The sequence below is a fragment of the Mesorhizobium sp. B3-1-8 genome (assembly GCF_006439495.1).
Lineage (GTDB): Bacteria > Pseudomonadota > Alphaproteobacteria > Rhizobiales > Rhizobiaceae > Mesorhizobium.
Map to the genome: position 1 here is coordinate 39,514 of NZ_VFTK01000007.1, position 25,568 is coordinate 65,081.

21 protein-coding genes are annotated in these 25,568 nt (G+C 63.8%); 9 read left to right on the plus strand and 12 right to left on the minus strand.

Annotated features, from left to right (window positions below; genetic code table 11):
• Positions 1-832 precede the first annotated feature (832 nt).
• Positions 833-1,135 carry a DUF982 domain-containing protein gene (locus tag FJ424_RS08485; RefSeq protein ID WP_073986813.1) on the minus strand — a complete coding sequence of 101 codons (303 nt, stop codon included), beginning with the start codon at positions 1,133-1,135 and terminating at the stop codon, positions 833-835.
• Positions 1,136-1,433: 298 nt separating this feature from the next.
• Between FJ424_RS08485 and FJ424_RS08490 the strand changes: the two genes are divergently transcribed.
• Complete coding sequence (locus FJ424_RS08490) at positions 1,434-2,891, plus strand: NCS1 family nucleobase:cation symporter-1 (RefSeq protein ID WP_140653134.1); 1,458 nt, start codon at positions 1,434-1,436, stop codon at positions 2,889-2,891.
• A gap of 64 nt (positions 2,892-2,955) precedes the next feature.
• Here the strand turns inward: FJ424_RS08490 and FJ424_RS08495 are convergent, their stop codons facing one another.
• The 5 genes from FJ424_RS08495 to tpiA all read right to left on the minus strand — a co-directional run bounded on the left by FJ424_RS08495 (position 2,956) and on the right by tpiA (position 8,135).
• On the minus strand, positions 2,956-3,501 hold the full coding sequence (locus FJ424_RS08495; RefSeq protein WP_140653133.1) for a DUF1697 domain-containing protein: 546 nt from the start codon (positions 3,499-3,501) through the stop codon (positions 2,956-2,958).
• Between the two features lie 23 nt (positions 3,502-3,524).
• Positions 3,525-5,162 carry a CTP synthase gene (locus FJ424_RS08500; RefSeq protein WP_140653131.1) on the minus strand — a complete coding sequence of 546 codons (1,638 nt, stop codon included), beginning with the start codon at positions 5,160-5,162 and terminating at the stop codon, positions 3,525-3,527.
• A gap of 206 nt (positions 5,163-5,368) precedes the next feature.
• Positions 5,369-6,496: a L,D-transpeptidase gene (locus FJ424_RS08505; protein ID WP_140653129.1), complete on the minus strand. Its 1,128-nt coding sequence runs from the start codon at positions 6,494-6,496 to the stop codon at positions 5,369-5,371.
• A gap of 214 nt (positions 6,497-6,710) precedes the next feature.
• Complete coding sequence (gene secG / locus FJ424_RS08510; RefSeq protein ID WP_140653127.1) at positions 6,711-7,220, minus strand: preprotein translocase subunit SecG; 510 nt, start codon at positions 7,218-7,220, stop codon at positions 6,711-6,713.
• Between the two features lie 147 nt (positions 7,221-7,367).
• The gene (gene tpiA, locus FJ424_RS08515; RefSeq protein WP_140653125.1) at positions 7,368-8,135 is read right to left on the minus strand and encodes a triose-phosphate isomerase; all 768 of its coding nucleotides are present in this window, start codon (positions 8,133-8,135) and stop codon (positions 7,368-7,370) included.
• 143 nt (positions 8,136-8,278) lie between these two features.
• On the opposite strand from tpiA, the gene FJ424_RS08520 reads away from it, so the two are divergent.
• Genes FJ424_RS08520 through glp form a run of 5 tightly spaced genes read left to right on the plus strand, consistent with a single transcriptional unit; the run spans position 8,279 to position 13,681 of the window.
• Positions 8,279-10,174, plus strand: coding sequence for a peptidyl-prolyl cis-trans isomerase (locus FJ424_RS08520; protein ID WP_140653123.1), 1,896 nt, complete (start codon positions 8,279-8,281; stop codon positions 10,172-10,174).
• Entirely contained in the window at positions 10,171-11,181 is a 1,011-nt protein-coding gene (trpD, locus tag FJ424_RS08525; RefSeq protein WP_140653121.1) for an anthranilate phosphoribosyltransferase, read from the plus strand. Before FJ424_RS08520 ends, trpD begins: the two co-directional genes overlap by 4 nt.
• Before the next feature lie 4 nt (positions 11,182-11,185).
• Positions 11,186-11,998: an indole-3-glycerol phosphate synthase TrpC gene (gene trpC, locus FJ424_RS08530; RefSeq protein WP_140653119.1), complete on the plus strand. Its 813-nt coding sequence runs from the start codon at positions 11,186-11,188 to the stop codon at positions 11,996-11,998.
• 1 nt (position 11,999) lies between these two features.
• The gene (gene moaC / locus FJ424_RS08535) at positions 12,000-12,476 is read left to right on the plus strand and encodes a cyclic pyranopterin monophosphate synthase MoaC (protein ID WP_140653117.1); all 477 of its coding nucleotides are present in this window, start codon (positions 12,000-12,002) and stop codon (positions 12,474-12,476) included.
• Positions 12,476-13,681, plus strand: coding sequence for a gephyrin-like molybdotransferase Glp (gene glp, locus FJ424_RS08540; RefSeq protein WP_140653115.1), 1,206 nt, complete (start codon positions 12,476-12,478; stop codon positions 13,679-13,681). The genes moaC and glp overlap by 1 nt, the downstream gene beginning before the upstream one ends.
• Before the next feature lie 63 nt (positions 13,682-13,744).
• Here the strand turns inward: glp and FJ424_RS08545 are convergent, their stop codons facing one another.
• On the minus strand, positions 13,745-14,575 hold the full coding sequence (locus FJ424_RS08545; protein ID WP_140653114.1) for an alpha/beta hydrolase: 831 nt from the start codon (positions 14,573-14,575) through the stop codon (positions 13,745-13,747).
• 54 nt (positions 14,576-14,629) lie between these two features.
• The gene (gene kynU, locus FJ424_RS08550; protein ID WP_140653172.1) at positions 14,630-15,877 is read right to left on the minus strand and encodes a kynureninase; all 1,248 of its coding nucleotides are present in this window, start codon (positions 15,875-15,877) and stop codon (positions 14,630-14,632) included.
• Between the two features lie 449 nt (positions 15,878-16,326).
• Here kynU and lexA point away from each other — a divergent pair, with 449 nt between their 5' ends.
• Complete coding sequence (gene lexA / locus FJ424_RS08555) at positions 16,327-17,061, plus strand: transcriptional repressor LexA (RefSeq protein WP_140642666.1); 735 nt, start codon at positions 16,327-16,329, stop codon at positions 17,059-17,061.
• A 40-nt stretch (positions 17,062-17,101) separates the two neighbouring features.
• On the opposite strand, the gene FJ424_RS08560 is transcribed toward lexA, so the two are convergent.
• Positions 17,102-19,558: a ComEC/Rec2 family competence protein gene (locus FJ424_RS08560; RefSeq protein ID WP_140653112.1), complete on the minus strand. Its 2,457-nt coding sequence runs from the start codon at positions 19,556-19,558 to the stop codon at positions 17,102-17,104.
• Positions 19,559-19,661: 103 nt separating this feature from the next.
• On the opposite strand from FJ424_RS08560, the gene gltX reads away from it, so the two are divergent.
• Entirely contained in the window at positions 19,662-21,086 is a 1,425-nt protein-coding gene (gltX, locus tag FJ424_RS08565; protein ID WP_140653111.1) for a glutamate--tRNA ligase, read from the plus strand.
• Positions 21,087-21,265: 179 nt separating this feature from the next.
• Complete coding sequence (gltA, locus tag FJ424_RS08570; protein ID WP_140653109.1) at positions 21,266-22,594, plus strand: citrate synthase; 1,329 nt, start codon at positions 21,266-21,268, stop codon at positions 22,592-22,594.
• Positions 22,595-22,650: 56 nt separating this feature from the next.
• On the opposite strand, the gene lpxB is transcribed toward gltA, so the two are convergent.
• From lpxB to lpxA, 3 genes are read right to left on the minus strand one after another with little or no spacing between them, the layout of a single operon-like run.
• Positions 22,651-23,835 carry a lipid-A-disaccharide synthase gene (gene lpxB, locus FJ424_RS08575; RefSeq protein ID WP_140653108.1) on the minus strand — a complete coding sequence of 395 codons (1,185 nt, stop codon included), beginning with the start codon at positions 23,833-23,835 and terminating at the stop codon, positions 22,651-22,653.
• A complete protein-coding gene (gene lpxI, locus FJ424_RS08580; RefSeq protein ID WP_140653106.1) occupies positions 23,825-24,742 on the minus strand; it encodes a UDP-2,3-diacylglucosamine diphosphatase LpxI in 918 nt (305 codons plus the stop codon). The genes lpxB and lpxI overlap by 11 nt, the downstream gene beginning before the upstream one ends.
• Positions 24,729-25,565 carry an acyl-ACP--UDP-N-acetylglucosamine O-acyltransferase gene (lpxA, locus tag FJ424_RS08585; protein WP_140653104.1) on the minus strand — a complete coding sequence of 279 codons (837 nt, stop codon included), beginning with the start codon at positions 25,563-25,565 and terminating at the stop codon, positions 24,729-24,731. Before lpxA ends, lpxI begins: the two co-directional genes overlap by 14 nt.
• Positions 25,566-25,568 lie beyond the last annotated feature (3 nt).

The window sequence follows — 25,568 nt, forward strand, 5'->3', positions numbered from 1 at the left end:
GTCACCTCAGATTAAGGCTCACCTTTTTGATGCCATCACCGGTGGGACCCTCTTGAGCGTTTTTATTTTTTGATACTGCCGGCCCAGACTCAAAGTGAAATGCGCAGCGGTTAATCCCATGTCCGCATTCGGGTAACACGAAACCTCAGCTGAGCGTCTGAAATCACGCGCAAAGCTGTCGTTAAGAACACTTGGGGTTCGTGCTGACGCGCGCTATCAGGAAGGCACGCGTGGCAGAAAGTCGGTGCCACCCAAACTATCCAAAAACCGAATCTAGTGTCCCACTTTGTCCATAAGCAACCGCAATTCGGGCTGAGGGGCGACCCAGAAAGTTCGAAAAGCTTCCAGGAACCCCAGGCAAATTGGACGCTGCATCGGACAATAAGGGTCACGGATATCGCGGCGAACGTCCGCAATGGAGCGGTCAATATCGTCGGCAAAAGAGCGTCCAAACAGGGCTATCAGCGGCTCCGTCGTGGGAACGAAAAAAGAAGAGAAGCAGAACTTTCGTGTGCGATTTTTGCACACGGCATCCAGCAACTATCTGATATTACTTATCCATCTGTCCCATCCATCATTGGGGCTATGGCAAGCCGCACCTTTTTGTAATCGCTGCTCTTTTCCATCACGTCCGGCGGATTCTCTGATCCTCGATCAACGAGGCATCGCGCTCACATAAGCGATTTCGCGACGATTTCCTACCGGGTGCCACAGAACTGCGCGGAACGGACAATGGGGAAGACATCTCGGCCATGTCGAGACCGATGCAAAACGACAAACTCCCCGCGCCGGGTAGGCGCGGCGTTCTCTATTTGCCAAATACCGGCTTAGCCTACCGCCTCAAGGCGTAGACATTGTCCATCGACGCACCACCCAGCGGCAGCGCCATGTCGTCGTCTAGCAGCCGCGTGATGCGGGCAAAGCCGACAAAGGCTTTGCGCGCTTCCTCGGCCGACATCTTGCCCGACACAGCCGCCGCGCAGCAATTCAGGGCGCATTGATAAACCGGGCCGCGTCTGCCCGTTGGCCACTTCCGCAGGAACACCATCGCCTCGGAGACGCTATCGACTTCCTCCACAGGGTATCCCTGCCCACGCGCAATTCGCACTGGGGTAAAGAAATGCAAGCGATCCATAGTTTTCCTCCCGGTCGACCGCAGAGCAGCCGAACTTCATTAAACGCACGTCTTATGGATCGGTTCCAAACAAATTTGGTTGCTGTCGGAAAAAATTCGGAACCGGCCAGCCTGCGCGAAAACCGCTTGGCGACTCAGCTCGGTTCAAGTCCGAAGCCGTCGGATAACGGCGATTCTCATTGAATATCTTTAAGGCGAAAGCCGGCAAATGGGTTGCTTGCCGGTTCCCCAGCGTCAGGCTTAACCTCTACAGTCAAACGCGTGACGGCGCGTTTTGCAACAAGGGGAACACTTGCAAATGACCATTCAAGGCGCATCGCCTGACCTCTACAACGAGGATCTGGCTCCGGCAACGGTCAGGAACTGGGGACCGTTTTCGATCTTCAACGTCTGGACCTCGGACGTCCACAGCCTCTGGGGCTACTACCTGGCGGCCAGCCTGTTTCTGTTCTGCGGCGGCTTCGTCAACTTCATCATCGCCATCGGCATCGGCTCGCTGATCATCTACGCGCTGATGAACATGGTCGGCTATGCCGGCGTGAAGACCGGCGTGCCCTACCCCGTGCTTGCCCGCGCCTCCTTCGGCATCTGGGGCGCCAACGTCCCGGCTCTCGTGCGCGCGATCGTCGCCTGCTTCTGGTACGGCGCCCAGACAGCCGCGGCTTCGGGCGCCATCGTGGCGCTGCTGACGCGCCTGCAATGGTTCGACGAGTTCAACAAGAGCTCGCACTTTCTGGGACATTCGACCCTGGAGGTGATCTGCTTCGTCATCATCTGGGCGCTGCAGTTGCTGATCATCCAGAAGGGCATGGAAACCGTCCGCCGCTTCCAGGACTGGGCCGGCCCGGCCGTGTGGATCATGATGCTGATCCTGGCTATCTATCTTTGCATCAAGTCGGGCACTTTCGCCTTCACCAGCGACATCCCGATGGATGTGCTGCTGGACAAGACCAAGGACGCGGGCGTTCCGGGCGAGCCCGGTTCCTGGACCGCGCTGTTCGCGGTGGCGGCGATCTGGGTGACCTATTTCTCGGCGCTCTACCTCAACTTCTGCGATTTCGCCCGCTATGCGCCGGACAAGGCGGCGCTGCGCAAGGGCAACATCTGGGGCCTGCCGGTCAATCTCATCCTGTTCTCGCTGGTGGCCGGCGTCACGACGATCGCCGCTTATGACGTCTACCATGAGGTGCTGCTCCATCCCGACCAGATCTCGGCCAAGTTCGACAGCTGGTTCCTGGCCGCTCTCGCCGCGTTGACCTTCGCGGTGGCGACGCTGGGCATCAACGTCGTGGCGAATTTCGTCTCGCCGGCGTTCGACTTCTCCAACGTCTTCCCGCGCCAGATCGACTTCAAGAAGGGCGGCTACATCGCGGCGCTGATCGCCCTGGTGCTCTATCCCTTCGCGCCATGGGAAGGCAGCGCCGCTTCCTTCGTCAACATCATCGGCGCGACGATGGGACCGATCTTCGGCGTGATGATGGTCGACTACTACCTGATCCGCAAAAGCGAGGTCGACGTCGAGGCGCTCTATCGCGAGGACGGCGAGTTCCGTTTCCAGAGCGGCTGGCATGTCAACGCCTTCATCGCCGCCGGCATCGGCGCCATCTTCTCCTCGATCCTGCCCAACTTCACCAACTGGCTGCCGTCCTGGTGGGGCGTCTATGGCTGGTTCTTCGGCGTGGCGATCGCGGGCGCCGTCTATTACGTGCTGCGCACCATGGCGCTCGGCGCAGGGGCGAAGGTGGCGAAGGCCTAACAAGGCAGTAGGTAGTAGGGCTTAGGCAATAGAAGACGCCACCCTACTGCCTACTGCCTACTGCCTACTGCCTACTGCCTACCATCTCCGCCAAGCGCCGCACCGTGTTCCAGTTGCGCGACGTGCCGATGCCCATGCGCTTGTGGCTTGCTGCCGCGAGCAGGCGCGAGCTCGGTCTTTCGCGGGAAAAGACCACCCAGATATCGCCGTCGACCAAAAGCACCTTCTCGTCCTCGGCAGCGTAGGCCTGGAGCGCTGCGGCGGCCTCGACGGGCGCCGGCCTGCGCATGACGCGCACCGCCACCTGGTCGGCGGCGTCCGCGGAATCGTCCGGGAATGGATTGCCGGCCGCGAGCTTCAACCAATCCTCCGCGCCGCGCACGATAATATCGACATGGCGGCCGAAAGTCTCTTCGACGGCCTTTTCCAGCCGATGCTCGAGATCCGAAATTTTGGCCTTCCGCGCCTCGAAGACCAGATTGCCCGTCGCCACCAGCGTTCGGACCTTCTTCAGGCCGATCCTTTCGGCCATCGCCTTGAGGTCCGACATGAGGACCCGCCGTCCCTCGCCGAGGATGATGCTGTAGAGCAGCGCGACGTAAGTCTGCATGGCACGGCTCGCCAGCCGATCGCTCAGACCAGGCGCGACTGATCCACCGCGGCCGAGATGAAGCTCGCGAACAGCGGATGCGGGTCGAGCGGGCGGCTCTTCAGCTCGGGGTGATACTGCACGCCGATGAACCAGGGATGGTCAGGATATTCGACCGTCTCCGGCAGCACGCCGTCGGGCGACATGCCCGCAAACACCAAGCCGCAATCCTCGAGCCGCTGCTTGTAGTCGATGTTGACCTCGTAGCGGTGCCGGTGGCGCTCGGAAATCTGCGTGTCGCCGTAGATATCCGCTATTTTCGAGCCCTTGGCGAGTTCGGCCTGATAAGCGCCAAGCCGCATCGTGCCGCCGAGATCGCCTGTGACCCTGCGCTTCTCAAGCATATTGCCCTTCAGCCACTCGGTCATAAGGCCGACGACGGGCTCGTCGGTCGGGCCGAACTCGGTCGACGATGCATGGCCGACACCCGCCAGCGAGCGGGCCGCCTCGATGCAAGCCATCTGCATGCCGAAGCAGATGCCGAAGTAAGGCACCTTGCGTTCGCGCGCGAACTTTGCCGCCAGGATCTTGCCTTCCGAACCGCGCTCGCCGAAGCCGCCGGGAACAAGGATGCCGTGCACCTTCTCCAGCCATGGCGCAGGATCTTCCTTCTCGAAGATCTCGCTTTCGATCCAGTCGAGCTTGACCTTGACGCGATTGGCGAGGCCGCCATGCGACAGCGCCTCGATCAGCGATTTGTAGGCGTCCTTGAGGCCGGTATATTTGCCGACGATGGCGATCGTCACCTCGCCTTCCGGATTGTGGATGTGGTTGGAAAGCTTTTGCCACGGCTCCATGCGCGGCTTCGGCGCCGGGTCGATTCCGAAGGCCGCCAGCACTTCCGAATCGAGGCCTTCCTGGTGATAGGCCAGAGGCACGTCGTAGATATGCGGCACGTCCAGCGCCTGGATGACGGCGCTTTCGCGCACGTTGCAGAACAGCGAAAGTTTCCGACGCTCTTCCTTCGGGATCGGCCGGTCGGCGCGCACCAGAAGGATGTCCGGCGCGATACCGATGCCGCGCAGTTCCTTGACCGAATGCTGCGTCGGCTTGGTCTTCAATTCGCCGGCGGTCGGGATGTAGGGCATCAGCGTCAGATGCACATAGACCGCATTGTTGCGCGGCAGGTCGTTGCCGAGCTGGCGAATCGCTTCCAGGAACGGCATCGCCTCGATATCGCCGACCGTGCCGCCGATCTCGCACAGCACGAAGTCGTAGTCGTCATTGCCGTCCAGCACGAAATGCTTGATCTCGTCGGTGACGTGCGGGATGACCTGGACAGTCGCGCCGAGATAATCGCCGCGCCGCTCGCGCTCGATTATGTTCTTGTAGATGCGGCCGGTGGTGATGTTGTCCTGCTGGTTCGCCGAGCGCCCGGTGAAGCGCTCGTAATGGCCGAGATCGAGGTCGGTCTCGGCGCCGTCGTCGGTCACGAACACTTCGCCATGCTGGTACGGCGACATCGTCCCGGGGTCGACATTGAGGTAGGGATCGAGTTTTTTGATCCGCGCGCGATAGCCTCGCGCCTGCAGAAGAGCCCCAAGAGCTGCTGCGGCGATGCCTTTTCCGAGTGAGGAAACCACGCCGCCTGTGATGAATACATATCGCGCCATGGGAGTCATCGCTTAACGCGGCCTGATTGATTCCGCCAGAGAAAAAACCGCCGCGAAGGCTTTTTCCCTAATGGCGCGGGTGCTCGCAAAGAGCCTTTCCCGAAGCATGTCGCCCAAAAGCATGGAACGGTTTGGGGGAACGACATGCTTCAAGGCAAAGATTCAAAACAAAAGGGCCGGCGTCGCCGGCCCTTTGGGCAGTTTGATGGAGATCGCTAGATGATAACGACCTTGGTGCCGATCCTGACCCGGCTGTAGAGGTCCATCACGTGCTCGTTGATCATGCGGAAGCAGCCGTTCGAGGCGCTGGTTCCGATCGACTGGGGAGCAATCGTGCCATGGATGCGCAGATGCGTGTCCTTCTTGCCGTCATAGAGATAGATGGCGCGCGCGCCGAGCGGATTCTGGCCGCCGCCGTTCATGCCGTCCTTGTACTGGCCGTAATGCTTCGGCTCGCGCTTCTGCATGTCGAGCGTTGGGATCCAGCGCGGCCATTCCTGCTTGTCGCCGACAGCCACGGTGCCCTTGAACTGCAGGCCTTCGCGACCGACCGCGATGGCATAGCGCCGCGCCGTCGAAAAGCTCTCGACGAGGTAAAGGCGACGAGCAGTGGTATCGATGACGATGGTGCCCGGCTCATAACCCGAGAACGCAACGTCCTGCGGCACGAATTCCGGCTTCACCTTGAAGGGTCGCTTGGCGTCCTTCTTGGCCAGCGCCGAATCGAGCGCGCGGGTCTCGGGCAGGTAGCTGATCGAAGTCGATTGTACGCCGCCGCCGAAGAGGCCGTCGAACAGACCGCCGCTGCTCGCCTGTTTCTGGCCGGGCTGCTCACTGCGCAGTTCACCGTTGTTGCCGGTGGCGGCGATGTTCATGGCCTCAGCCGGGATAGGCTCCTCGGCCTTGGCCGGGATGATCGGCGCGACCGGCTCCAGCAGCGAGATGATCCTGGTGGTCTTCTTGGCCGGCTTGGCGTCGGCGACTTCAGCCGGCGCGGCCGTACCCTTCTTGGCAAGCCATTCCTGGCGCGCCGCGTCAGCCTTGGCCTTGGCGGCCTTGCGCATTGCCATCTTGCGAGCCTCGAGCGCCTTATCCTTTGCCGCCTGCTTGTCGGCGGCGATCTTGGCCTCGAGCTTGCCGATCTGCGCGAGATCGTCAGAGGTCGGATTTTTCTTCTTCTTGAGAAGCTTCAACTGCGATGCGTCGCTCTTGGCGGCGACAGGAATTGCGTCGGTCTTCTCTACCGACGGTGAAGAGACCATGTTTGCCGGTCCGGCGATGGCCGCGGAACCCATGCCGAGGACGGCACAGACTCCCAAAATGATGAAGCTGCGAAGCTGCATGGCGAAGATCCGATCGTTCAAATGCAAGTTGCCCACGGCGTCGCCCGGCGCCCCCCAAGGACGCCGAAAAGTGCCGCGCGCAATCTATAATCGATTAGCCGTCATCGCCTCAAGCTGAGGCAGGCGCCACGCCCGATTGAATCTTCGTGATCGGGCGCGCATTTGCCGCGACTGTGTTCAAAGAACAACAGATCGCGGCCCGGAGCTTGTCCGGCTACTGGTTCGGAACCTGAGGGGTGACCGGCAAGGTGACGCCGTTGGCCGCCGGCGCGGTGGTCGGATTCGCGGGCGCCGGAGCAGGCGTGGCCGGAGCCGGCGCGGTGGTGCCATTGGCAAGCGGCGTGGTGGTCGTCGCACCGCCAGCCGGAGCCGCGGGAGCAGAGCCGCCGGCCGGGGCCGCGGGTTGCGAGCTGCCCACCGGTCCATTCGATCCCGGCAGCTGGTTGAGCACGCCGTTGCCCGAGGTTGACGTTGCCGGACGGTCGAGGATGTCGATCGGCTTTTCGCCGTAGCGGGCAATGATCGACAGTGCCAGCGACGTCACGAAGAAGGCCGCCGCCAGGATCGCGGTGGCGCGGGTCAGCGCGTTGGCGGCGCCCCGCGCGGTCATGAAACCGGAACCGCCGCCGATGCCCAGGCCGCCGCCTTCGGAGCGCTGCAGCAGCACCACGCCGACAAGGGCAAGCACGACCATGAGGTGGACGACGATCAGTACGGTTTCCATAATTTATCCTGGCGAGGCCTTGCGCGACCGCGCATACGACCGATGATTTGGAGGCGGCTCCTTACAATGCTTTGGCGGCATTTCCAAGCCCGTGGCCGGGAATATGGGAAGCAATGAGGCCATTACAACGATTTATGCTGCATGAGCCTAAGCCATGTTCATGTATGCTTCCGCGATAGCCAGGAAGTCGGCCGCCTTCAGGCTGGCGCCGCCGACCAGCGCGCCATCGACATTCTCGACGCCGAGCAGTTCCACCGCGTTGGAAGGCTTGACCGAGCCGCCATAAAGAATGCGCATCCTGGCCGCGGCATCGCCGAGCAGCGCCGTCAGCTTGCCCCGGATATGCGCATGCGCCTCGGCGACATCGGCGGCGGTCGGCGTCAGGCCGGTGCCGATCGCCCAGACCGGCTCGTAGGCGATGATGGTGTTGGCGGCGGTGGCGCTCGCCGGCACGGAACCGTCAAGCTGCCGCGACAGGACATCAAGCGTGGCGCCCGCCTCCCGCTCGGCGCGCGTCTCGCCGATGCAGATGATGGCCACCAGCCCTGCCCGCCAGGCCGCCGACGCCTTGGCATGGACTATTGCATCGTCGTCGCCGAACAGCTCGCGGCGCTCGGAATGACCGACGATGACGTGGCTTGCGCCGGCATCCTTGAGCATCTCGGCCGAAATCTCGCCCGTAAAGGCGCCGCTCTCCTTGGGATGGCAATCCTCTCCACCGGCCCGCACCGGCGTCCGCGACAGGATCTCGGCGGCGCGCTGGAGCAGCGTCGCCGGCACGCACACCAGCGCTTCCGTCTCCGCGTCGAGCCCGCTCATGAACCCGTTGCCGATCGACCGCAGCTCGTTGAGCGAGGCGCTGGTGCCGTTCATTTTCCAGTTGCCGGCGACAAGCGGGCGGATTCCAGGGGTCATGGGGCGCGTTCTCCGAGCGACATTAAGCAGCGCCCTCACTACCAAAATCAGGTCACAAAGCAATCGACAGTGGACCGGAAGGGCGCTATTGCGCTTGTTTCAGACTCGGCGCATGCGAAAATGCGCAAAAATCGGAAGTATGCATGCTTGGTATATTGAGAAGCGCGGCGGGCACCTGGGTCGCGAAGGCGTTGCTGTCCTTGCTGGTGATCAGTTTCGCCGCCTGGGGCATCACCACCCGCATGGTGGGCGGTGTGCTGGGCGGTCATCACGCGGTCATCACGGCCGGTGGCACGGAGGTCTCGATCAACGAGTACCGCCTCGCTTACGACCGCCAGCTCAGCCTACTGTCGCAGCAATATGGCCAGCGCATCACCCACGACCAGGCCAAGCTGCTCGGTGTCGACAACCAGGTGCTGGCGCAGCTCGTTTCGGGCGCCGTGCTCGACGAACAGGCGCGCAAGCTGGGGCTCGGCCTCTCCAAGGATCGGCTTGCCGAACTGACGCGCGAGGATCCGGCTTTCAAAGGCCCCGGCGGCCAGTTCGATCGCCGCACCTTCGAGTATCTGCTGCGCGAGCTTGGCATGCGGCCTGAGGACTACCTCAGGAACCGCTCGCAGGTGGCCGTGCGCCAGCAGATCGTCGAGGCGATCTCCGACGGCCTCAAGGTTCCGCAGACCTTCCTGAAGGCGGTCTCTCTCTATCGCGGCGAGGATCGCACGATCGACTATCTCGTGCTGCCGAAGACGCTCGTGCAGCCGATCGAGGCGCCGTCGGACAGCGCCCTCAACGCCTATTTCGACGCCAACAAGAAGAACTACGCCGCGCCGGAATATCGCAAATTCTCCTATGTCAGGTTGGAGCCGCAGGACATAGCCGATCCGTCCGCGGTGACCGACCAGCAGGTCAGCGAGGACTACAACAAGAATATCGCGCGCTACACGACGCCCGAGATGCGCACCATCGAGCAGCTGGTGTTCAAGACGCCGGATGCGGCCAAGGCCGCTTTGGATTCGCTGAAGGCTGGCGCTACCTTCGACAAGCTCGTCACCGCCGAAGGCAAGACACAGGCCGACACGCTGCTCGGCACGCTGGCCAAGGACAAGATCGCCGACAAGGCGGTGGCCGATGCGGCTTTCTCGCTCAATGCCAACGAGGTCAGCCAGGTCATCCAGGGCGCCTTCGGTCCCGTGCTCTTGCGCGTGACCGAGATCAAGCCGCAGGTGGTGAAGCCGCTTTCGGAAGTGTCCGACCAGATCCGCAAGGACCTGGCGCTCGGCGAAGCGAACCGCATCCTGCTCGACGTGCATGACAGCTACGAGGACACCCGCGCCTCGGGCGCCTCGCTTGCCCAGGCCGCCGACAAGCTGAAGCTCAAGGTCGTCACCATCGACGCCATCGACCGTACCGGCCAGCGGCCGGACGGCACGATCGTCAACGACCTGCCGCAATCGGCCGAGCTGATCAAATCGGTGTTCGCGGCGGAGCCCAATACCGAGAACGAGGGCCTGACGACTGCCGACAACGGTTTCGTCTTCTACGAAGTGCAGTCGATCACACCGGCGCGCGACCGCACGCTGGATGAAGTCCGCAAGAAGGTCGTCGCCGACTGGACGGAGGCCGAGACCGACAAGCGGCTCGACGCTAGGGCTCAGGAGCTGGAAAAACGCCTCAAGGCAGGCACCACGCTCGACGTCATCGCCGGCGAGCTCAAGCTCGACAAGCAGACCAAGCGCGGCCTGAAGCGCGAAGCCGACGATGCCGATTTCGGCAAGGAAGGCGCCGCGGCCATGTTCGGCGTCGGCGAAGGCGGTACCGGTTTGATCGCCTCGCCCACCGGCGACGGCCAGATCCTGTTCAAGGTCGCCGAGGTCTTCGAGCCGGCAGGCGCCGATGGCAGCGCGGTGCCGGACGACGCGCAGAAATCCTTCGGCGCCGGCATGTCCGACGATCTGCTCGACCAGTTGGTGGCGCAGTTGCAGTCGCAATATGACGTTCGCATCGATCCGAACGCCGTTTCGCAAGCACAGACACGATGAGCGCTCTGAAGACACACATAGCCAAGGTCGCCACGGGCACCGCGCTTTCCTTCGAGGAAGCGCGCGAGGCGTTCGACATCATCATGTCGGGCGACGCGACGCCCGGCCAGATCGGCGGCTTCCTGATGGCGCTGCGCGTGCGCGGCGAGACGGTAGGCGAGATTTCCGGCGCGGTCGCCACGATGCGCGCCAAGATGCTGCGCGTCGAGGCGCCGCAAGGCGCCATCGACATCGTCGGCACCGGCGGCGACAATTCGCATTCGGTCAACATCTCGACCGCTTCGGCCTTCGTCATTGCCGCCGCCGGGGTGCCGGTCGCCAAGCATGGCAATCGCGGCCTGTCCTCGCTGACCGGCTCCGCCGACGTGCTGACGGCGCTGGGCGTCAGAATAGACATCCCGCCGGAGATGATCGGCCGCTGCATCCATGAGACCGGCGTCGGCTTCATGTTCGCGCCGGCGCATCATCCGGCGATGAAGCATGTCGGGCCGACCCGCGTCGAGCTCGGCACGCGCACCATCTTCAACCTGCTCGGGCCTTTGTCGAATCCCGCCGGCGTCAGCCGCCAGATGGTCGGCGTCTTCCTGCCGGAGTGGATCATGCCGGTGGCCGAGACGTTGAAGGCGCTGGGCGCCGACCATGCCTGGGTCGTCCATGGCGACGGCTATGACGAGATCACCACGACGGGTGAAACCCAGGTGGCGGAGCTTGTCGGCGGCGAGATCCGCAGCTTCACCCTGACGCCGGAAACCGTCGGACTGAAGCGGCACACCAAGGAAGAGCTGCGCGGCGGCGACGCCGCCTACAACGCCAAGGAACTGCGCGATATGCTGGGCGGCGCCGCCGGCGCCTATCGCGATACGGTGCTGATGAATGCCGGCGCCGGGCTGGTCGTGGCCGGCAAGGCGACGACGCTTGCCGACGGCATCGCGGCGGCGGCGCAAGCGATCGACAGCGGTCGCGCGCTTGGCGTGCTGGACAAGCTCGTCGAGATTTCGAACGGATAAGGCCTTGTCGGACATCCTGCGCAAGATCGAAGCCTACAAGCGCGACGAGATCGCGGCAGCCAAGCTCGCCATGCCGCTCGCCGAGATCAAGGCGAAGGCCAGGGACGCCGAGCCGCCGCGCGGCTTCCTTGCTGCGCTCGAGGCCAAGCGCCGGGGCGGCGGCTTCGCGTTGATTGCCGAAATCAAGAAGGCCAGCCCCTCCAAGGGGCTGATCCGCGCCGATTTCGACCCGCCAGCCTTGGCCAAGGCCTATCAGAAAGGTGGCGCGACCTGCCTTTCGGTGCTGACCGACGCGCCATCCTTCCAAGGCGCGCCGGAATTTCTCACCAAGGCGCGCAAGGCGGTGTCCCTGCCCGCATTGCGTAAGGATTTCCTATTCGACCCTTACCAGGTCTACGAAGCACGAGCCTGGGGCGCAGACGCCATCCTGATCATCATGGCAAGCGTCGACGATGCTCTGGCGAGTGAATTGGAAGCTATCGCCTTCGAACTCGGGATGGACGCGCTGATCGAGGTGCATGACGAGGCCGAAACGGAGCGCGCGCTAAAATTGTCGTCGCGACTGATCGGTATCAACAACCGCAATCTGCGGACCTTCGAGACCAGCCTTGAGACTTCCGAGCGGCTGGCGCGAATGGTGCCGGGCGGCTACCTGCTGGTCAGCGAGAGCGGCATCTTCACCCACGGCGACTGCCTCAGGATGCAGAAGACCGGCATCAGCACCTTCCTGGTCGGCGAGAGCCTGATGCGGCAAGCGAACGTGGCCGCGGCGACCGAGCTTCTGCTGACAGGCAAGGCAGCGGCCGAGGCCATCTGAGATGGCCCTCACCCATCTTGGCGCCAAGGGCGAAGCCAATATGGTCGATGTCGGCGACAAGGCCGAGACGATCCGCACGGCGATCGCCGAAGGTTTTGTCTCGATGCGGCCGGAAACGCTGGAGATGATTCTCGCAGGCGATGCCAAGAAGGGCGATGTGCTGGGCACAGCCCGCATCGCCGGTATCATGGCCGCGAAGAAAACGCATGAGCTGATCCCGCTCTGCCATCCGCTGCTTCTGACAAAAGTTGCCGTCGAGATCGAGCCGGACCGCACGCTGCCTGGCCTCAGGGTCACCGCGCTTGCCCGCGTCACCGGCAAGACCGGCGTCGAGATGGAGGCGCTGACCGCGGCGTCGGTCGCCTGCCTCACCATCTACGACATGGCCAAGGCGGCGGACCGCGGCATGGTGGTTTCCGGCATCCGGCTGGTCGAGAAGACAGGCGGCAAGTCCGGCGACTACAAGGTGGATGCCTGATGGCCTTGGTCCCGGTCGCCGAAGCGCTCGAACGCCTGCTGGACGGTGCTGCGCCATTACCCGGCGAAAGCATTCCGCTGGCTGACGCGGCCGGCCGGGTCCTGGCGGAGCCGGTCGTGGCGCTACGCACGCAGCCGCCGTTCAACGCCTCGGCCATGGACGGCTATGCCGCAAGATCCGCCGATGTCGCTTCAGCGCCGGCTGAACTCGAGGTCATAGGCATGGCGCCCGCCGGGCGCGGTTTCTCCGGAACCGTCGGCAAAGGCCAGGCCGTGCGCATCTTTACCGGCGCGCCGCTGCCTGAAGGCGCCGACACCATCGTCATCCAGGAAAACGTCCGCGACCTTGGCAACCGCCAGATCGAAGTGACGGAGCCGACCGCCGAAGGACGCAATGTCCGTCGCCGCGGGCTCGACTTCGGCCAGGGCGACCTGCTGCTCGAAAACGGCCGCGCGCTCGACGCGGCGGCCCTTTCGCTGGCGGCGTCAGCCAACCACCCCGCCTTGAACGTCGTGCGGCGGCCGCTGGTTGCGATCATCGCCACCGGCGACGAATTGCTGCCGCCAGGCAGCGCGCTCGGCCCCGACCAGATCATTTCGTCCAACGCCTATGGCGTCGTCGCCGCCGCCCAGTCGGTCGGCGCGCGCGCGCTCGATCTCGGCATCGCCGCCGACCGCCAGGAGGCGATCGCCGCGCTGGTCAGGAAAGCGGTCGAGGCGAACGCCGACGTCATCGTCACGCTCGGCGGCGCCTCGGTCGGCGACCACGACCTGATCCATGACGTGCTGACCGGCGAAGGCATGAAGCTCGACTTCTGGAAGATCGCCATGCGCCCCGGCAAACCGCTGATGTTTGGCCGGCTTGGCAATGTCCGTTGCATCGGCCTGCCCGGCAATCCGGTGGCAAGCATCGTCTGCTCGCAACTCTTCCTGAAGCCGCTGCTTGCCAGGCTCGGCGGCCGCGATCACCGGCAGGACGTGCGAACGGCCCGGCTGGGCGCTGCGATGCAGGCCAACGATCTAAGGCAGGACTACGTGCGCGCCGTTGTGCGCGAGGACGCCGGCACCCTGGTCGCGATGCCTTTCGGCATCCAGGACTCCTCGATGCTGCGCATGCTTGCCGACGCCAACGGCCTGATCGTGCGCCAGCCCTTCGCGCCCGCCGCGCAGGCCGGCGCCGAGTGCAACGTGCTGATGCTGCGCTGAGCCGGTCTATCCCGCCGTTTTAACGCAATTCTCGACCGAAACCGTTCACACCGCCGAATTGCTCTATTCGGCGATCAGTGCCCGAGTGAGGGGATGATCCGGATCTCCGAGCCCATCGACAACGTTGAAATGATGCCGGTCCGGCTCGACCACTGAACCGGTGGCAGCGCCGAGCCCGGTCCAGATGTTGGCAAGCAATGTACTCTGGCGCAGGAATTCCGAACGCTCGCCGCCGCCGACCCAACAGGTGATGCGGGCTCCCCGCCGAGGCCGCAGCAAAGCCGGGCTTTCGCTCAACGCTTCCTTCTCGTCGATGTTCAGGGTCTCGTTCAGTGCGGTGAACATCAGCGGCCGAAGGTCGTGCAGGCCTGAAATCGAAACGACCTGGCGTATGCGCCGCGTCACATCGGACGACAGCGGCGCGTCCGCGGTCATCATCCGGCTGGCGAGATGCCCGCCGGCCGAGTGCCCGGTCAGCACCAGCGGACCATCGATCATCGCTGCCGCCTTCTCGATCGCTGCCGCAACCTCGTTGACGATGCCGCTGATCCTGGTTTGCGGGCAAAGCGTGTAAGAAGGCATGGCGACGGCAAAACCGTGGCCGACCGCACCTCCAGCCAGATGCGACCAGGAGGTCTTGTCTGATTCCATCCAGTAACCGCCATGGATGAACACGACGAGCCCCTTTGGCGCAGCAGGTGGGAGAAACAGATCGAACCGGTTGCGCGGCGCTTCGCCGTACACGATATCGAACCGCGCCCTGCCTTGCGCCAACAGCTTTTCCCTAAAGGCTTGCGCCGGTTGATCCCAAGCCGCGGGCCAGCGGTCGCCGCCGGCGATGTTCGCGCCGTTGGCATAGGCGTTGTCCCAGTCGGCAATACGGTTTTCGAACACGGCCCCTCCGCGATCAGGTCGATGTTGAGCGGAGTTTAATTGGCATCGCCGCGGTCAGGTAACGGTTGTCTTGACCGCGAAGCGGGCTTCTCGCCAGACGCCGGTCCGCAAGATGTCTTCGAGCACTTCGACGGCATTCCAGACATCCCTGTAGCCGACATAGAGCGGGGTAAAACCGAAGCGCATGGTCGACGGCGCCCGAAAATCACCGATCACGCCGCGTTCGATCAGGGCCCGCATGATCTGGTAGCCATGCTGGTGAATGAAGGAAATCTGGCTGCCGCGTTTGGCGCCGTCGCGGGTGCTTTCCAGCGTAAGATCGTAACCGCCGCACCGTGCTTCGACGAGTTCGATGAACAGATCGGCCAGCGCAATGCTCTTCCTCCGCACCGTCGCCAGGTCAACGCCGTTCCAGATGTCGAGCGCGCCTTTCAGCGTCCGCATCGACAGGACCGGCTGCGTGCCGCACAGAAATCGGCGGATGCCGGTGCCTGGCGCATAGGCTTGCTCGAAGGCGAATGGCCGTGCATGGCTCCACCACCCGCTGAGCGGCTGCCGCACATCGGCAAGATGCCGCTCGGCCGCATAGATGAAGGCAGGAGAACCTGGCCCGCCATTGAGATATTTATAGGTGCAGCCGACGGCGAAATCGGCGCTTGCCCTGTCAAGTTCTACCGGCATGGCGCCCGCGCTGTGGCAGAGATCCCAGACGATCAGCGCACCGGCGTCATGCGCCATGCGCGTAAGCGCCGCCATGTCGCGCAACTCGCCGGATTTGTAATTGACGTGGTTGACCAACACCACCGCCACGCGTTCGTCGATCAGTTCCTCGATGATCGGCGCGTCCACGCCAGCCAGGTGCAGGACAGTGTTCTTTCCGGTCAAGGCCACCCCTTCGGCCATATAGATATCGGTCGGAAAACTGTCGCCCTCGGCAACGATCACGGTTCGGTCCGGCCGCATCGCCATCGCCGCGTGCAGCACTTTGTAGATGTTGATCGACGTGGTGTCGCAGACCACGGTCTGGCCCGGCGCCGCGCCGATCAGGCGCCCGAGCCGGTCGCCCAGCTCGACCGGCATGTCGAACCATCCGTCCTTGTTCCAAGCACGAATGAGGTCATGCGCCCACTCCTCGGCAGCTGCCCTGCGCAACTCGTCGAATGCGGCGTGCGAGGCCGCTCCCAACGAATTCCCGTCGAGGTAGATCACCCCCTCCGGCAGGACGAAGCGATCGCGCAGGGCGCGCAGCGGATCCGCTGCATCCATCGCCTCGATCTCGGCGAGATCAGGAATTCCCCCCATCATGCTGCCGCCTCCATTTCGGCATGGCGCCTCTCACGATTGGCCAAGGGCGGTTGTCTCACCACCGTCCGTGCCACGGCAAGAACCTTCTGCGCTATGTTAGCTGGTCCATAGACGGCGAAGACCATGGATCGGAATCATTGCCGAAGTTGGCATTTTGGGTCCGTTTCGTTCACGGTGAGGCACGTTCGCGCAAGAGCCGAAGCGATCCCGCCCGCGCCTTTGTGATGGCGTTGGACCGCGCTTCAGCTTAAGGAGGGCTGCATAATCGAGCGGAATCAATGATACCGCTGACCTGACTCGGCCAGGTATCCCTTGGATGCAACATTGTTTCCGAAGCCTCAACAAATTCACTAAACTTTAAACGGTTGCGGAACACAACTGGAACAGATAGTGTTTGTTCTGGGTTTGTTTTTCTGATTCCGGTTTCAGAACCCAAGGGGGCCGCCATGCTGACGCGCAAACAACATGAACTGCTGATGTTCATCCATGAACGCCTCAAGGAGAGCGGGATTCCGCCGTCTTTCGACGAGATGAAGGAAGCGCTCGACCTCGCCTCCAAATCGGGCATCCATCGGCTGATCACGGCGCTGGAAGAACGCGGCTTCATTCGCCGGCTGCCGAACCGAGCGCGCGCGCTTGAAGTGCTGCGGCTGCCCGACTCGATCGCGCCTGGCCTGAATGCCGCGAGAAAGTTTTCGCCGAGCGTCATCCAGGGCGGCCAGGGCAATCTTGGCCGCCAGGTCAAGCCGGCGGCGCCCTCGCGCACGCCGACACCCAGCAATGACGACGACGCTGTTTCGGCCGTGTCCATTCCGGTGATGGGCCGCATCGCCGCCGGCGTGCCGATAGACGCCATCCAGCACCAGACGCATTCGATCTCGGTGCCGCCGGACATGATCATGGGCGGCGAGCATTATGCGCTGGAGGTCAAGGGCGACTCGATGATCGAGGCCGGTATCTTCGACGGCGATACGGTCATAATCCGCAACGCCAATACGGCAAGTCCGGGCGAGATCGTGGTGGCGCTGGTCGACGACGAGGAAGCGACCCTGAAGCGGTTTCGTCGCAAGGGTGCCTCGATCGCGCTCGAGGCCGCCAACCCGGCGTACGAGACCCGTATCTTCGGACCGGACCGGGTCAAGGTTCAGGGTAAGCTCGTCGGACTCATCCGCCGTTACTGAGCAGAACCGCGCGGCGGTCTTCGCCGGAACTGTGTGCCATCTATTCTGTAGGCTGCGGCGCGACCGCCGGCTTTTCCGGTCGTTGATAGGGCGGCAGCCCCCTCGCCTCACGCGCGTATTTCCGCTGCTCGTGCCAGGGTCGGTACGGTTCTTCGACCGCGTAGCGAACGGTTGGCCGCGCGGTTGCCGATTGCGGATCAAAGAAGATGGCGGCGCTGCCGTCGCGTGCCAGCTGCCGCTTGGTGACGACGAGCACGCGCGGATCGCGGCATGGATTGTAGGCCGTGGCGTCGTCGATGACGATGAGGTCGGCGAAACCGCAAGCAGGCCGGGCGCTGGCGCGGTTCTCGGCGAGCGCGACGATGGCACCGGAAGGATGCCGGCCGATGCAGAGGTCGCCGATGCAGTAGAAGGGCGAGCCGGGCGGCAGGTCGACGGGATCGGCGATGTCGAGGGCGTCTTTAGCGAACGTCTCCGGCGGTACGATTTCCTCGGCTTTCAGCGCCCGTTTCCAGTTGTCGGTGGTGAAGTCGTTGGAGCGCGCGCGGTTGATGGCAAGCTCACCGCCGCCGATCGGCATCGCCACCAGATGCGCGTCCTCCGAGATAAGCACGTCCGGAGTACGGACATGCGGAATGGCCAGCAGCGCGGCGAGCGCGAAGGGTAAGGCAGCGAGCCTCAGCCAGGTGGTGGCCATCGTCGCGATGACCAGCGCGACCGTCGCCAGCAGCACCGACTGGATCGAGATCAGCCCGACGGCGTCGACCGGTGAGCGCTCGGATATCCACGCCGAAATGGCGATCATCGCCGTCAGGCCCTTGCCCATCACATAAAGGAATGGGCCGTCGAAGCCGAAGGGCATGGCCAGGGCGCTCAACACGGCAAACGGCATGACGACCAGTGAGACGATCGGCATGACCGCCAGATTGGCCAGCAGGCTGAGCGGCGACACCCGCTGGAAGTGCCAGATCGCAAACAACAATGTCGCGCTGCCCGCGATAAGCGACGTCACGGCGGCACCACCCACTCCAATCGCCAGTTTTCGCGATAGGAAGCCGAGGAACGAACGCTTTGCCGGCGGCGCGGTCGTTTTGCCGGCGCGATAGTCGGCAAAACCGGCATAGGCGCCGACTAGCGCAGCGGTGGCGGCGAAGGACATCTGGAAGCTCGGGCCGACCACTTCGTGCGGCGAGACAAGGATGACGGCGATGGCCGAGATCGCCAGGTTGCGCATGGTGAGCGCCGCGCGGTCGAAGAGCACGGCGGCGAGCATCACGGCCAGCATGATGAAACTCCGCTCGGCCGCCACCACGATGCCGGAGATCACGAGGTAGGCGGCGATCGAGAGCAGCGCGATTGCAGCGGCATATTTCTTCACCGGCCGGCGCGACGAGAAATCCGGAAACAGCGCGAAGGCGCCGCGCAAAAGGACCATGATCGTGCCGGCGACCAGCGCCATATGCAGGCCTGAGATCGAGATGATGTGGTAGATGCCGGTTCGCCGCATCGACTCGTTGATGGCTTCCGGAATGCCGGCACGAACGCCGACGATCAGCGCCGCTGCGATCTCGCCTTCGGACCCGCCGATGCTGCTCCTGATGTGGTCTGCAATCCCTTCGCGCGCGTTTTCCACTGCCGATGCGATGCGCGCGTCAAACGGCGCCTCCACCGGCGCAATCAGCTTTGGATCACCCAGGAAAAAGCCGCTGCCGCCAATGCGGGCAAAATAGCTGTCGAAGGAAAAGTCGTAGCTGTCCGGCCGAACCGGACCTGTCGGCGGCAGCAGCTTGGCATAGCCGGTCAGCATCGACCCGGCTGTCATGCCGGACGGGATCCTGCGGGCAGACAACCTGACGCGGTCCGGCGCGTAGCGCAGCTTCGGATGCTCCGTGGATATGAGATCTATGGTGAGCCGGACACGGCCATTGGCCATCGCCTCGGCGGTGACGAGGCGACCCGTCAGCCGGGTCTGGATTTCCGAACCCAGCATCGGGGTCGCCATCCGCCAGGTCTCGACCTTCGCCGCGAGAAAGCCCAAGGCGCAGAAAAACGCCGCCATGAAGACAAGGTGCGTTCTGTGCCGGGAATGTGAGACCGCCGCGCAGACCGCCATCAGGGCCACTGCCGCAAGCGGCCTGTAGAGATCCGGCTCAGCGCTCAGCGAGAAGTAATAGATGACGCCGGCGGCCAAAAACACCGGCACCAGCAGGAAGCCGATGCCGCGGTCAAGCTCGGTGGCGGCAGCGGTGCCGATGCTTCGGAGCAATGCGGGAAGCGAGGCGCGGCCAAGCTGTTTGCGGATTCGGCTGAGGCTCGCCGTTGGCGAGACCGGCTGTATTGCACCGTCACCGGGTGGCGTAAGCTCGGTAGGTGCCCGCGGCTCCGGAAGCGAAACCGGCGCTCCCTCTTCGGGCGCGGCATGGGCAAACATCAGGCGTTCGCTGACGCCAGCTGTCGTTCCCCCGCCCTCCTCCGCGCCCCGGCCACGTCCAGCCATCGGGTCTGCCCCTTGCGCCCCAGACCGCCTATGCTACATGAACGCCGGTCGCGTGGAAGTCCGCGCGAAACATGCATTTTTTCAGTGCTTCCTCGAGAGTTCCATGTCCGACAAGGTCGTCACCCGTTTTGCCCCCTCGCCCACAGGCTACCTGCATATTGGCGGCGCGCGCACGGCGCTGTTCAACTGGCTCTATGCCAGGCACACCGGCGGCACGATGCTGCTGCGCATCGAGGATACCGATCGCGAACGCTCCACCGAAGCTGCCACCGCCGCCATTCTCGACGGGCTGACCTGGCTTGGCCTCTCCTGGGACGGCGAGGCCGTCTCGCAGTTCGAGCGCGCGCCGCGTCATCGCGAGGTCGCCGAGGAGCTCGTGCGCATGGGCAAGGCCTATTACGCCTATGAGACGCCGGCCGAGCTGGAGGCGATGCGCGAGGCGGCCCGCGCCAAGGGTCTGCCGCCGCGCTACAACGGCCAGTGGCGCGACCGCGGCCCCTCCGAGGCGCCGGCAGGCGTCAAGGGTGCGATCCGCATCAAGGCGCCGACCGAAGGCGTGACGATCGTCAACGACCGCGTGCAGGGCGAGGTGCGCTTCCCGAACAAGGATCTCGACGACTTCATCATCCTGCGTTCCGACGGCGTCCCGACCTACATGCATGCCGTCGTCGTCGACGATCACGACATGGGCGTCACCCACATCATCCGCGGCGACGATCACCTGACCAATGCCGCGCGCCAGACGGTGATCTACGATGCCATGGGCTGGGATGTGCCGTCGATGTCGCACATCCCGCTGATCCACGGCGCCGACGGCGCCAAGCTGTCGAAGCGGCACGGCGCGCTCGGCGTCGAAGCCTATCGCGCCATGGGTTATCTGCCCGAGGCTCTGCTGAACTATCTGGCCAGGCTCGGCTGGAGCCATGGCGACGACGAGGTGATGTCGGTCAAGGACATGGTCGCGTGGTTCGACATCGGCGACGTCAACAAGGGCGCGGCGCGCTTCGACTTCGCCAAGCTCGAGGCGTTGAACGGCGTCCATATGCGCAAGATGGATGACCAGGCGCTGTTCGACATCTTCGTCGCCACCTTGCCCTATCTCGAAGGCGGCCCGACGTTCGCGGCAAAGCTCGACGACAGGCGCAAGGCGCAACTGCTTGCCGCCATGCCCGGTCTCAAGGAGCGGGCCAAAACCCTGGTCGAGCTGGTCGACGGAGCGGCGTTTCTGTTCGCCGAGCGGCCGTTGCCGCTGGATGAGAAGGCGGCCGGCTTGCTCAACGCGGATGCGCGCGCGATTCTGCGCGGCGCGCATGGCGCATTGTCCGCCGTCGAGGGCGACTGGAGCGCCGCCTCGGCCGAGGCTTCGATCCGCGACTTTGCGCAGGCCGGTGGGCACAAGCTCGGCGCCGTGGCACAGCCGCTTCGGGCCGCGCTGACCGGCCGCAGCACCTCGCCCGGCGTGTTCGACGTGCTTGCCGTGTTGGGTCGCCAGGAAAGCCTGGCGAGGATTGGAGATCAAATCGATTAGCAGCGAACTGGCCCAAGAAGATTGGCATTGAAAGGTGTGTTTCGCAGTGCAACATTAGGCTTGGCCCAATCTGGCACGCACCTCCTAAAATGCGATGGCAAGTTCGCGCATTCCGGTGATTTCGACGTGTCGTTTGCAGGAATTGCCTTGCCGGCATGAGGAACATAAAGGAGTTTGCAATGAGCGAAGCTGCGACAAAACTGGAACCGAGCGGCAAGGCGCATGAGTCGACCGCCAGGCTCGAACTCGCCGGCAAGACCCATGAATTCAAGGTGCGAAGCGGGTCGACCGGGCCTGACGTGATCGACATCGGCGCGCTCTACAGCACGACCGGCGTCTTCACCTACGACCCCGGCTTCACCTCCACGGCAAGCTGCGAGTCGGCGATCACCTTCATCGACGGCGACGCCGGCATTCTGCTGCATCGCGGCTATCCGATCGACCAGCTTGCCGAACATGGCGACTTCCTCGAGGTCTGCTACCTCCTGCTCTACGGTGAACTCCCGACCAAGGCACAGAAGGAGGACTTCGACTATCGCGTGACGCGCCACACGATGGTGCACGAGCAGATGTCGCGCTTCTTCACCGGCTTCCGCCGCGATGCGCATCCGATGGCCGTCATGTGCGGCGTGGTCGGCGCGCTATCGGCCTTCTATCACGACTCCACCGACATCTCGGATCCTTACCAGCGCATGGTCGCCTCGATGCGCCTGATCGCCAAGATGCCGACGATCGCGGCGATGGCCTACAAATACCACATCGGCCAGCCGTTCATTTACCCGAAGAACGAGCTGAACTTCGCCGCCAATTTCCTGCACATGTGCTTTGCCGTGCCGTGCGAGGAATACAAGATCAATCCGGTGCTGGCGCGCGCCATGGAGCGCATCTTCATCCTGCACGCCGACCACGAGCAGAACGCCTCGACCTCGACCGTCCGCCTCGCCGGCTCCTCGGGCGCCAACCCGTTCGCCTGCATCGCCGCCGGCATTGCCTGCCTGTGGGGTCCGGCGCATGGCGGGGCCAACGAAGCAGCGCTCAACATGCTGGGCGAGATCGGCCATGTCGACCACATCCCGGAATTCATCGCCCGCGCCAAGGACAAGAACGATCCGTTCCGGCTGATGGGTTTTGGCCATCGCGTCTACAAGAATTACGATCCGCGCGCCAAGATCATGCAGAAGACGGCGCATGAGGTGCTGGGCGAACTCGGTATCAAGGACGATCCGTTGCTCGACATCGCCATGGAGCTGGAGAAGATCGCGCTGACCGACGCCTACTTCATCGAAAAGAAGCTCTACCCGAATGTCGACTTCTACTCCGGCATAACGCTAAAGGCGTTGGGCTTCCCCACCACCATGTTCACCGTGCTGTTCGCCGTTGCCCGCACCGTCGGCTGGATCGCGCAGTGGAAGGAAATGATCGAGGATCCGCACCAGAAGATCGGCCGCCCGCGCCAGCTCTACACCGGCGCCACGGAACGCGATTACGTGCCGATTGCTAAGAGATAGGGAATAGTGAGTAGGCAGTAGGCAGTAGAAAGAGAGCCCCTACTGCCTACTGCCTACTACCTACTGCCTACTGCCTTCCTGATGCACCCCATCACCACCTCGGCTGCGATATCGCCCGAGGGCCGCTCGGTCGCCATGCGGCGGGCGATCTCGGCAAAGCCCGCCTTTTGCCAGGCGCGCATGCCGGTGTCGGCAAACAGGGCTTCCAGCTGCCGGGCTAGGTTTTCCGGCCGGACATACTGATCGTAGAATTCCGGCACCAGCGCGCGGTCGGATATCAAATTGGGCAGCAGTGCCGACCACGTCGTCACCATATGCTGCAGAATCTGGCGCGCGATCAGGTCGAGTTTGTAGCAGGAAACCATCGGAACGCCTGCGAGCGCCAGTTCCAGCGAAACCGTTCCAGACGCGATCAACGCCGCATCGGCCTTGCCGAAAGCCTGCCATTTGCGCTCCGGCTCGGTGATGATTTCCGGCTTGTCGTCCCAGCTGGCGACCGAGGCCTTCACCGGCTCAGCGACATGCGGCACCGTCGGCAACAGCAAGCGCAGACGATGGCCGCGCTGGCGCAGGACCGACATCGTCTTGCCGAACGGCTCGATCAGCCGCCTCACCTCGCCGCGGCGCGAACCGGGCAGCACCAGCAGCGTCTTGACGCGATCGCCGGACAGGTCGCGCGGCATCGCCTGCGCCTTGGCGGCGCCAAGCACGCCCGAATCCTGCGTCAGCCGGTGTCCGACATAGGTGCCGGGCGGCCCGCCAAGGCGGGCGAGCGCCTTCACCTCGAAGGGCAGGATGCAGAGGATGTGATCGACATAGGGCTTCATCGCCACCGCCCTGCCCGGCCGCCAGGCCCATACGCTCGGGCAGACATAGTGGACGATCGGGATGGCCGGCGCCGTTGCGCGGACCTTCTTCGCGACGCGCAGCGAAAAGTCCGGACTGTCAATGGTGACCAGGCAATCGGGCCGCTCGGCCGCGATTGTCGCCGCCGTCTGGCCGATACGGCGCATCAGCCGCGGCAGGTCGCGCAGCACCGCGCTAAAACCCATCAGCGCGATCTCGCCGCCGTCGAAGAGCGGAGTCAGTCCCAGCTGCTGCAAGTGCCTGCCGCCAATGCCCACGAGCTGAACCTTGCGTCCGGTCGTGCGTTCGAGCGCCCGCACGATGTCGGCGCCAAGCAGATCGCCGGATTCCTCGCCGGCGACGATCGCGATCTTGAGCGGCTTGTCAGCGACCATTAGCCGGCTCCCCATTGGCCATTTTCGTCGCGGGCAGGCCGACAATGAACAGGCCAAGCGCATTGGCGCGAGCAAGCGTGGTCGGACCTTCAAGGATAAGCGAACGGCCGGCTTCGACGGCTATGCCGGCAAGGCCTGCCGCATGCGCGGCCTCGATGGTCTGCGGGCCGATAGTGGGCAAGTCGGCGCGCAATTCCTGGCCCGGCTTGGCGCATTTGACCAGCACTCCGCGCGCCTTGCCGGCCAGCCTGCCGTGGCCGCGCAATTCCCGCGTTCTGTCGAGCAGGCCGGCGGTGCCTTCAATGCCTTCCAGCGCGACGGCTCGACCTCCAATCGCAATCGCAGCCTGGCCGATATCGAGTGCGCCGATGGCCTTGGCCGCCTTACGGGCGGCTTCGATGTCACGCCAGTCGGACTGGTTTGGCCCGGTCACCGTCAATGAGCCTTCGCCAGCCGTCAGTTCCGGAACGACTTCGTGCGCGCCGACGACCTTGACGCCTCGCTTTTCCAGGCCTCGGGTCAACACCTTCAGCAGGCCGTCGTCGCCGCGTCGCAACGCTCTGACCACGGAGGGAATTATCGCCAGCAGACCCAATGTCGGCTTTATCCTGCTCAGCCGCGGCCTGCGCTTGATCTCGCCGGCCAGGACAAGGTGCGTGATGCCCCGGCGCTTCAGCAACGGAAACAGCAGCCCGATATCTTCCAGCGCGAGTTTTTCCTGATCGTAGGCCGCGAAGTCTGCCTCGCGGTCGACCTCACCGGCAGCGATGACGATGAAGGGCACAAAACCGTGCTTGACCAGGCCATCGGCGACTTCGACGGGCAGGCTGCCGCCGCCGGCAATAATGCCGACCTTCGAGCCCGGCGCGAGTTGGAACGCTGATGCGGCGCGCTCAGACCTCGTCATCGCCGCTGTCATCGTTGCCGCCACCTTTGAGCGATGGGACGGCAAAGTGTCGCTTGTCGCGACTGGTGATGAAATCGATGATCTTCATGGCCGTTGGCGACCCGGCGAACTCGGCCTTGGCGAGTTCCACATTCTCACCGACGGTGCGGGAACGATCGAAAATCGTCCTATAAGCTTTGCGCAGCAGGTAGATCTCGGAACGCGGCAGACCGGAGCGTTTGAGACCAATGATGTTCAAGCCGCGCAGGCTGGCGCGGTTGCCGACGGCAATGGCGTAGGGAATGACATCGCCGACAAAAGCCGAGCAGCCGCCGAGAAAGGCGTTGTCGCCGACGCGCACGAATTGGTGAACCGCGCTTAGGCCGCCGATATAGACGTTGTCGCCAATCTCGCAATGTCCGCCGAGCGTCGCGCCATTGGCGAAGGTGGCGTTCTTGCCGACGACGCAATCATGGGCGATGTGGGCGTAGGCGAGGAAGTTGCCGTTGTCGCCGACAGTTGTCTCGCCACGGCTGGTGTCGGTGCCGACATGCATTGTGACGCCTTCACGAATGGTGCAGTTCGCTCCGATGACCAGGGTGGTGCGCCCGCCCTTGTGCTTGGTGTTCTGCGGCGGCGCGCCGAGCGTCGCCATCGGATAGACCTTCGTCCCGGCCCCGATGGTCGTGGCGCCCATCACCGACACATGGCTGACCAGCTCCACACGATCGCCAATGATTGCATCGGCGCTGATATGGCAGAACGGTCCGATGCGGACGCCTTCGCCGAGCCGGGCTCCTTCTTCGACGACCGAGGAAGGATGAATGGATGTCTCGACTTTCATGAG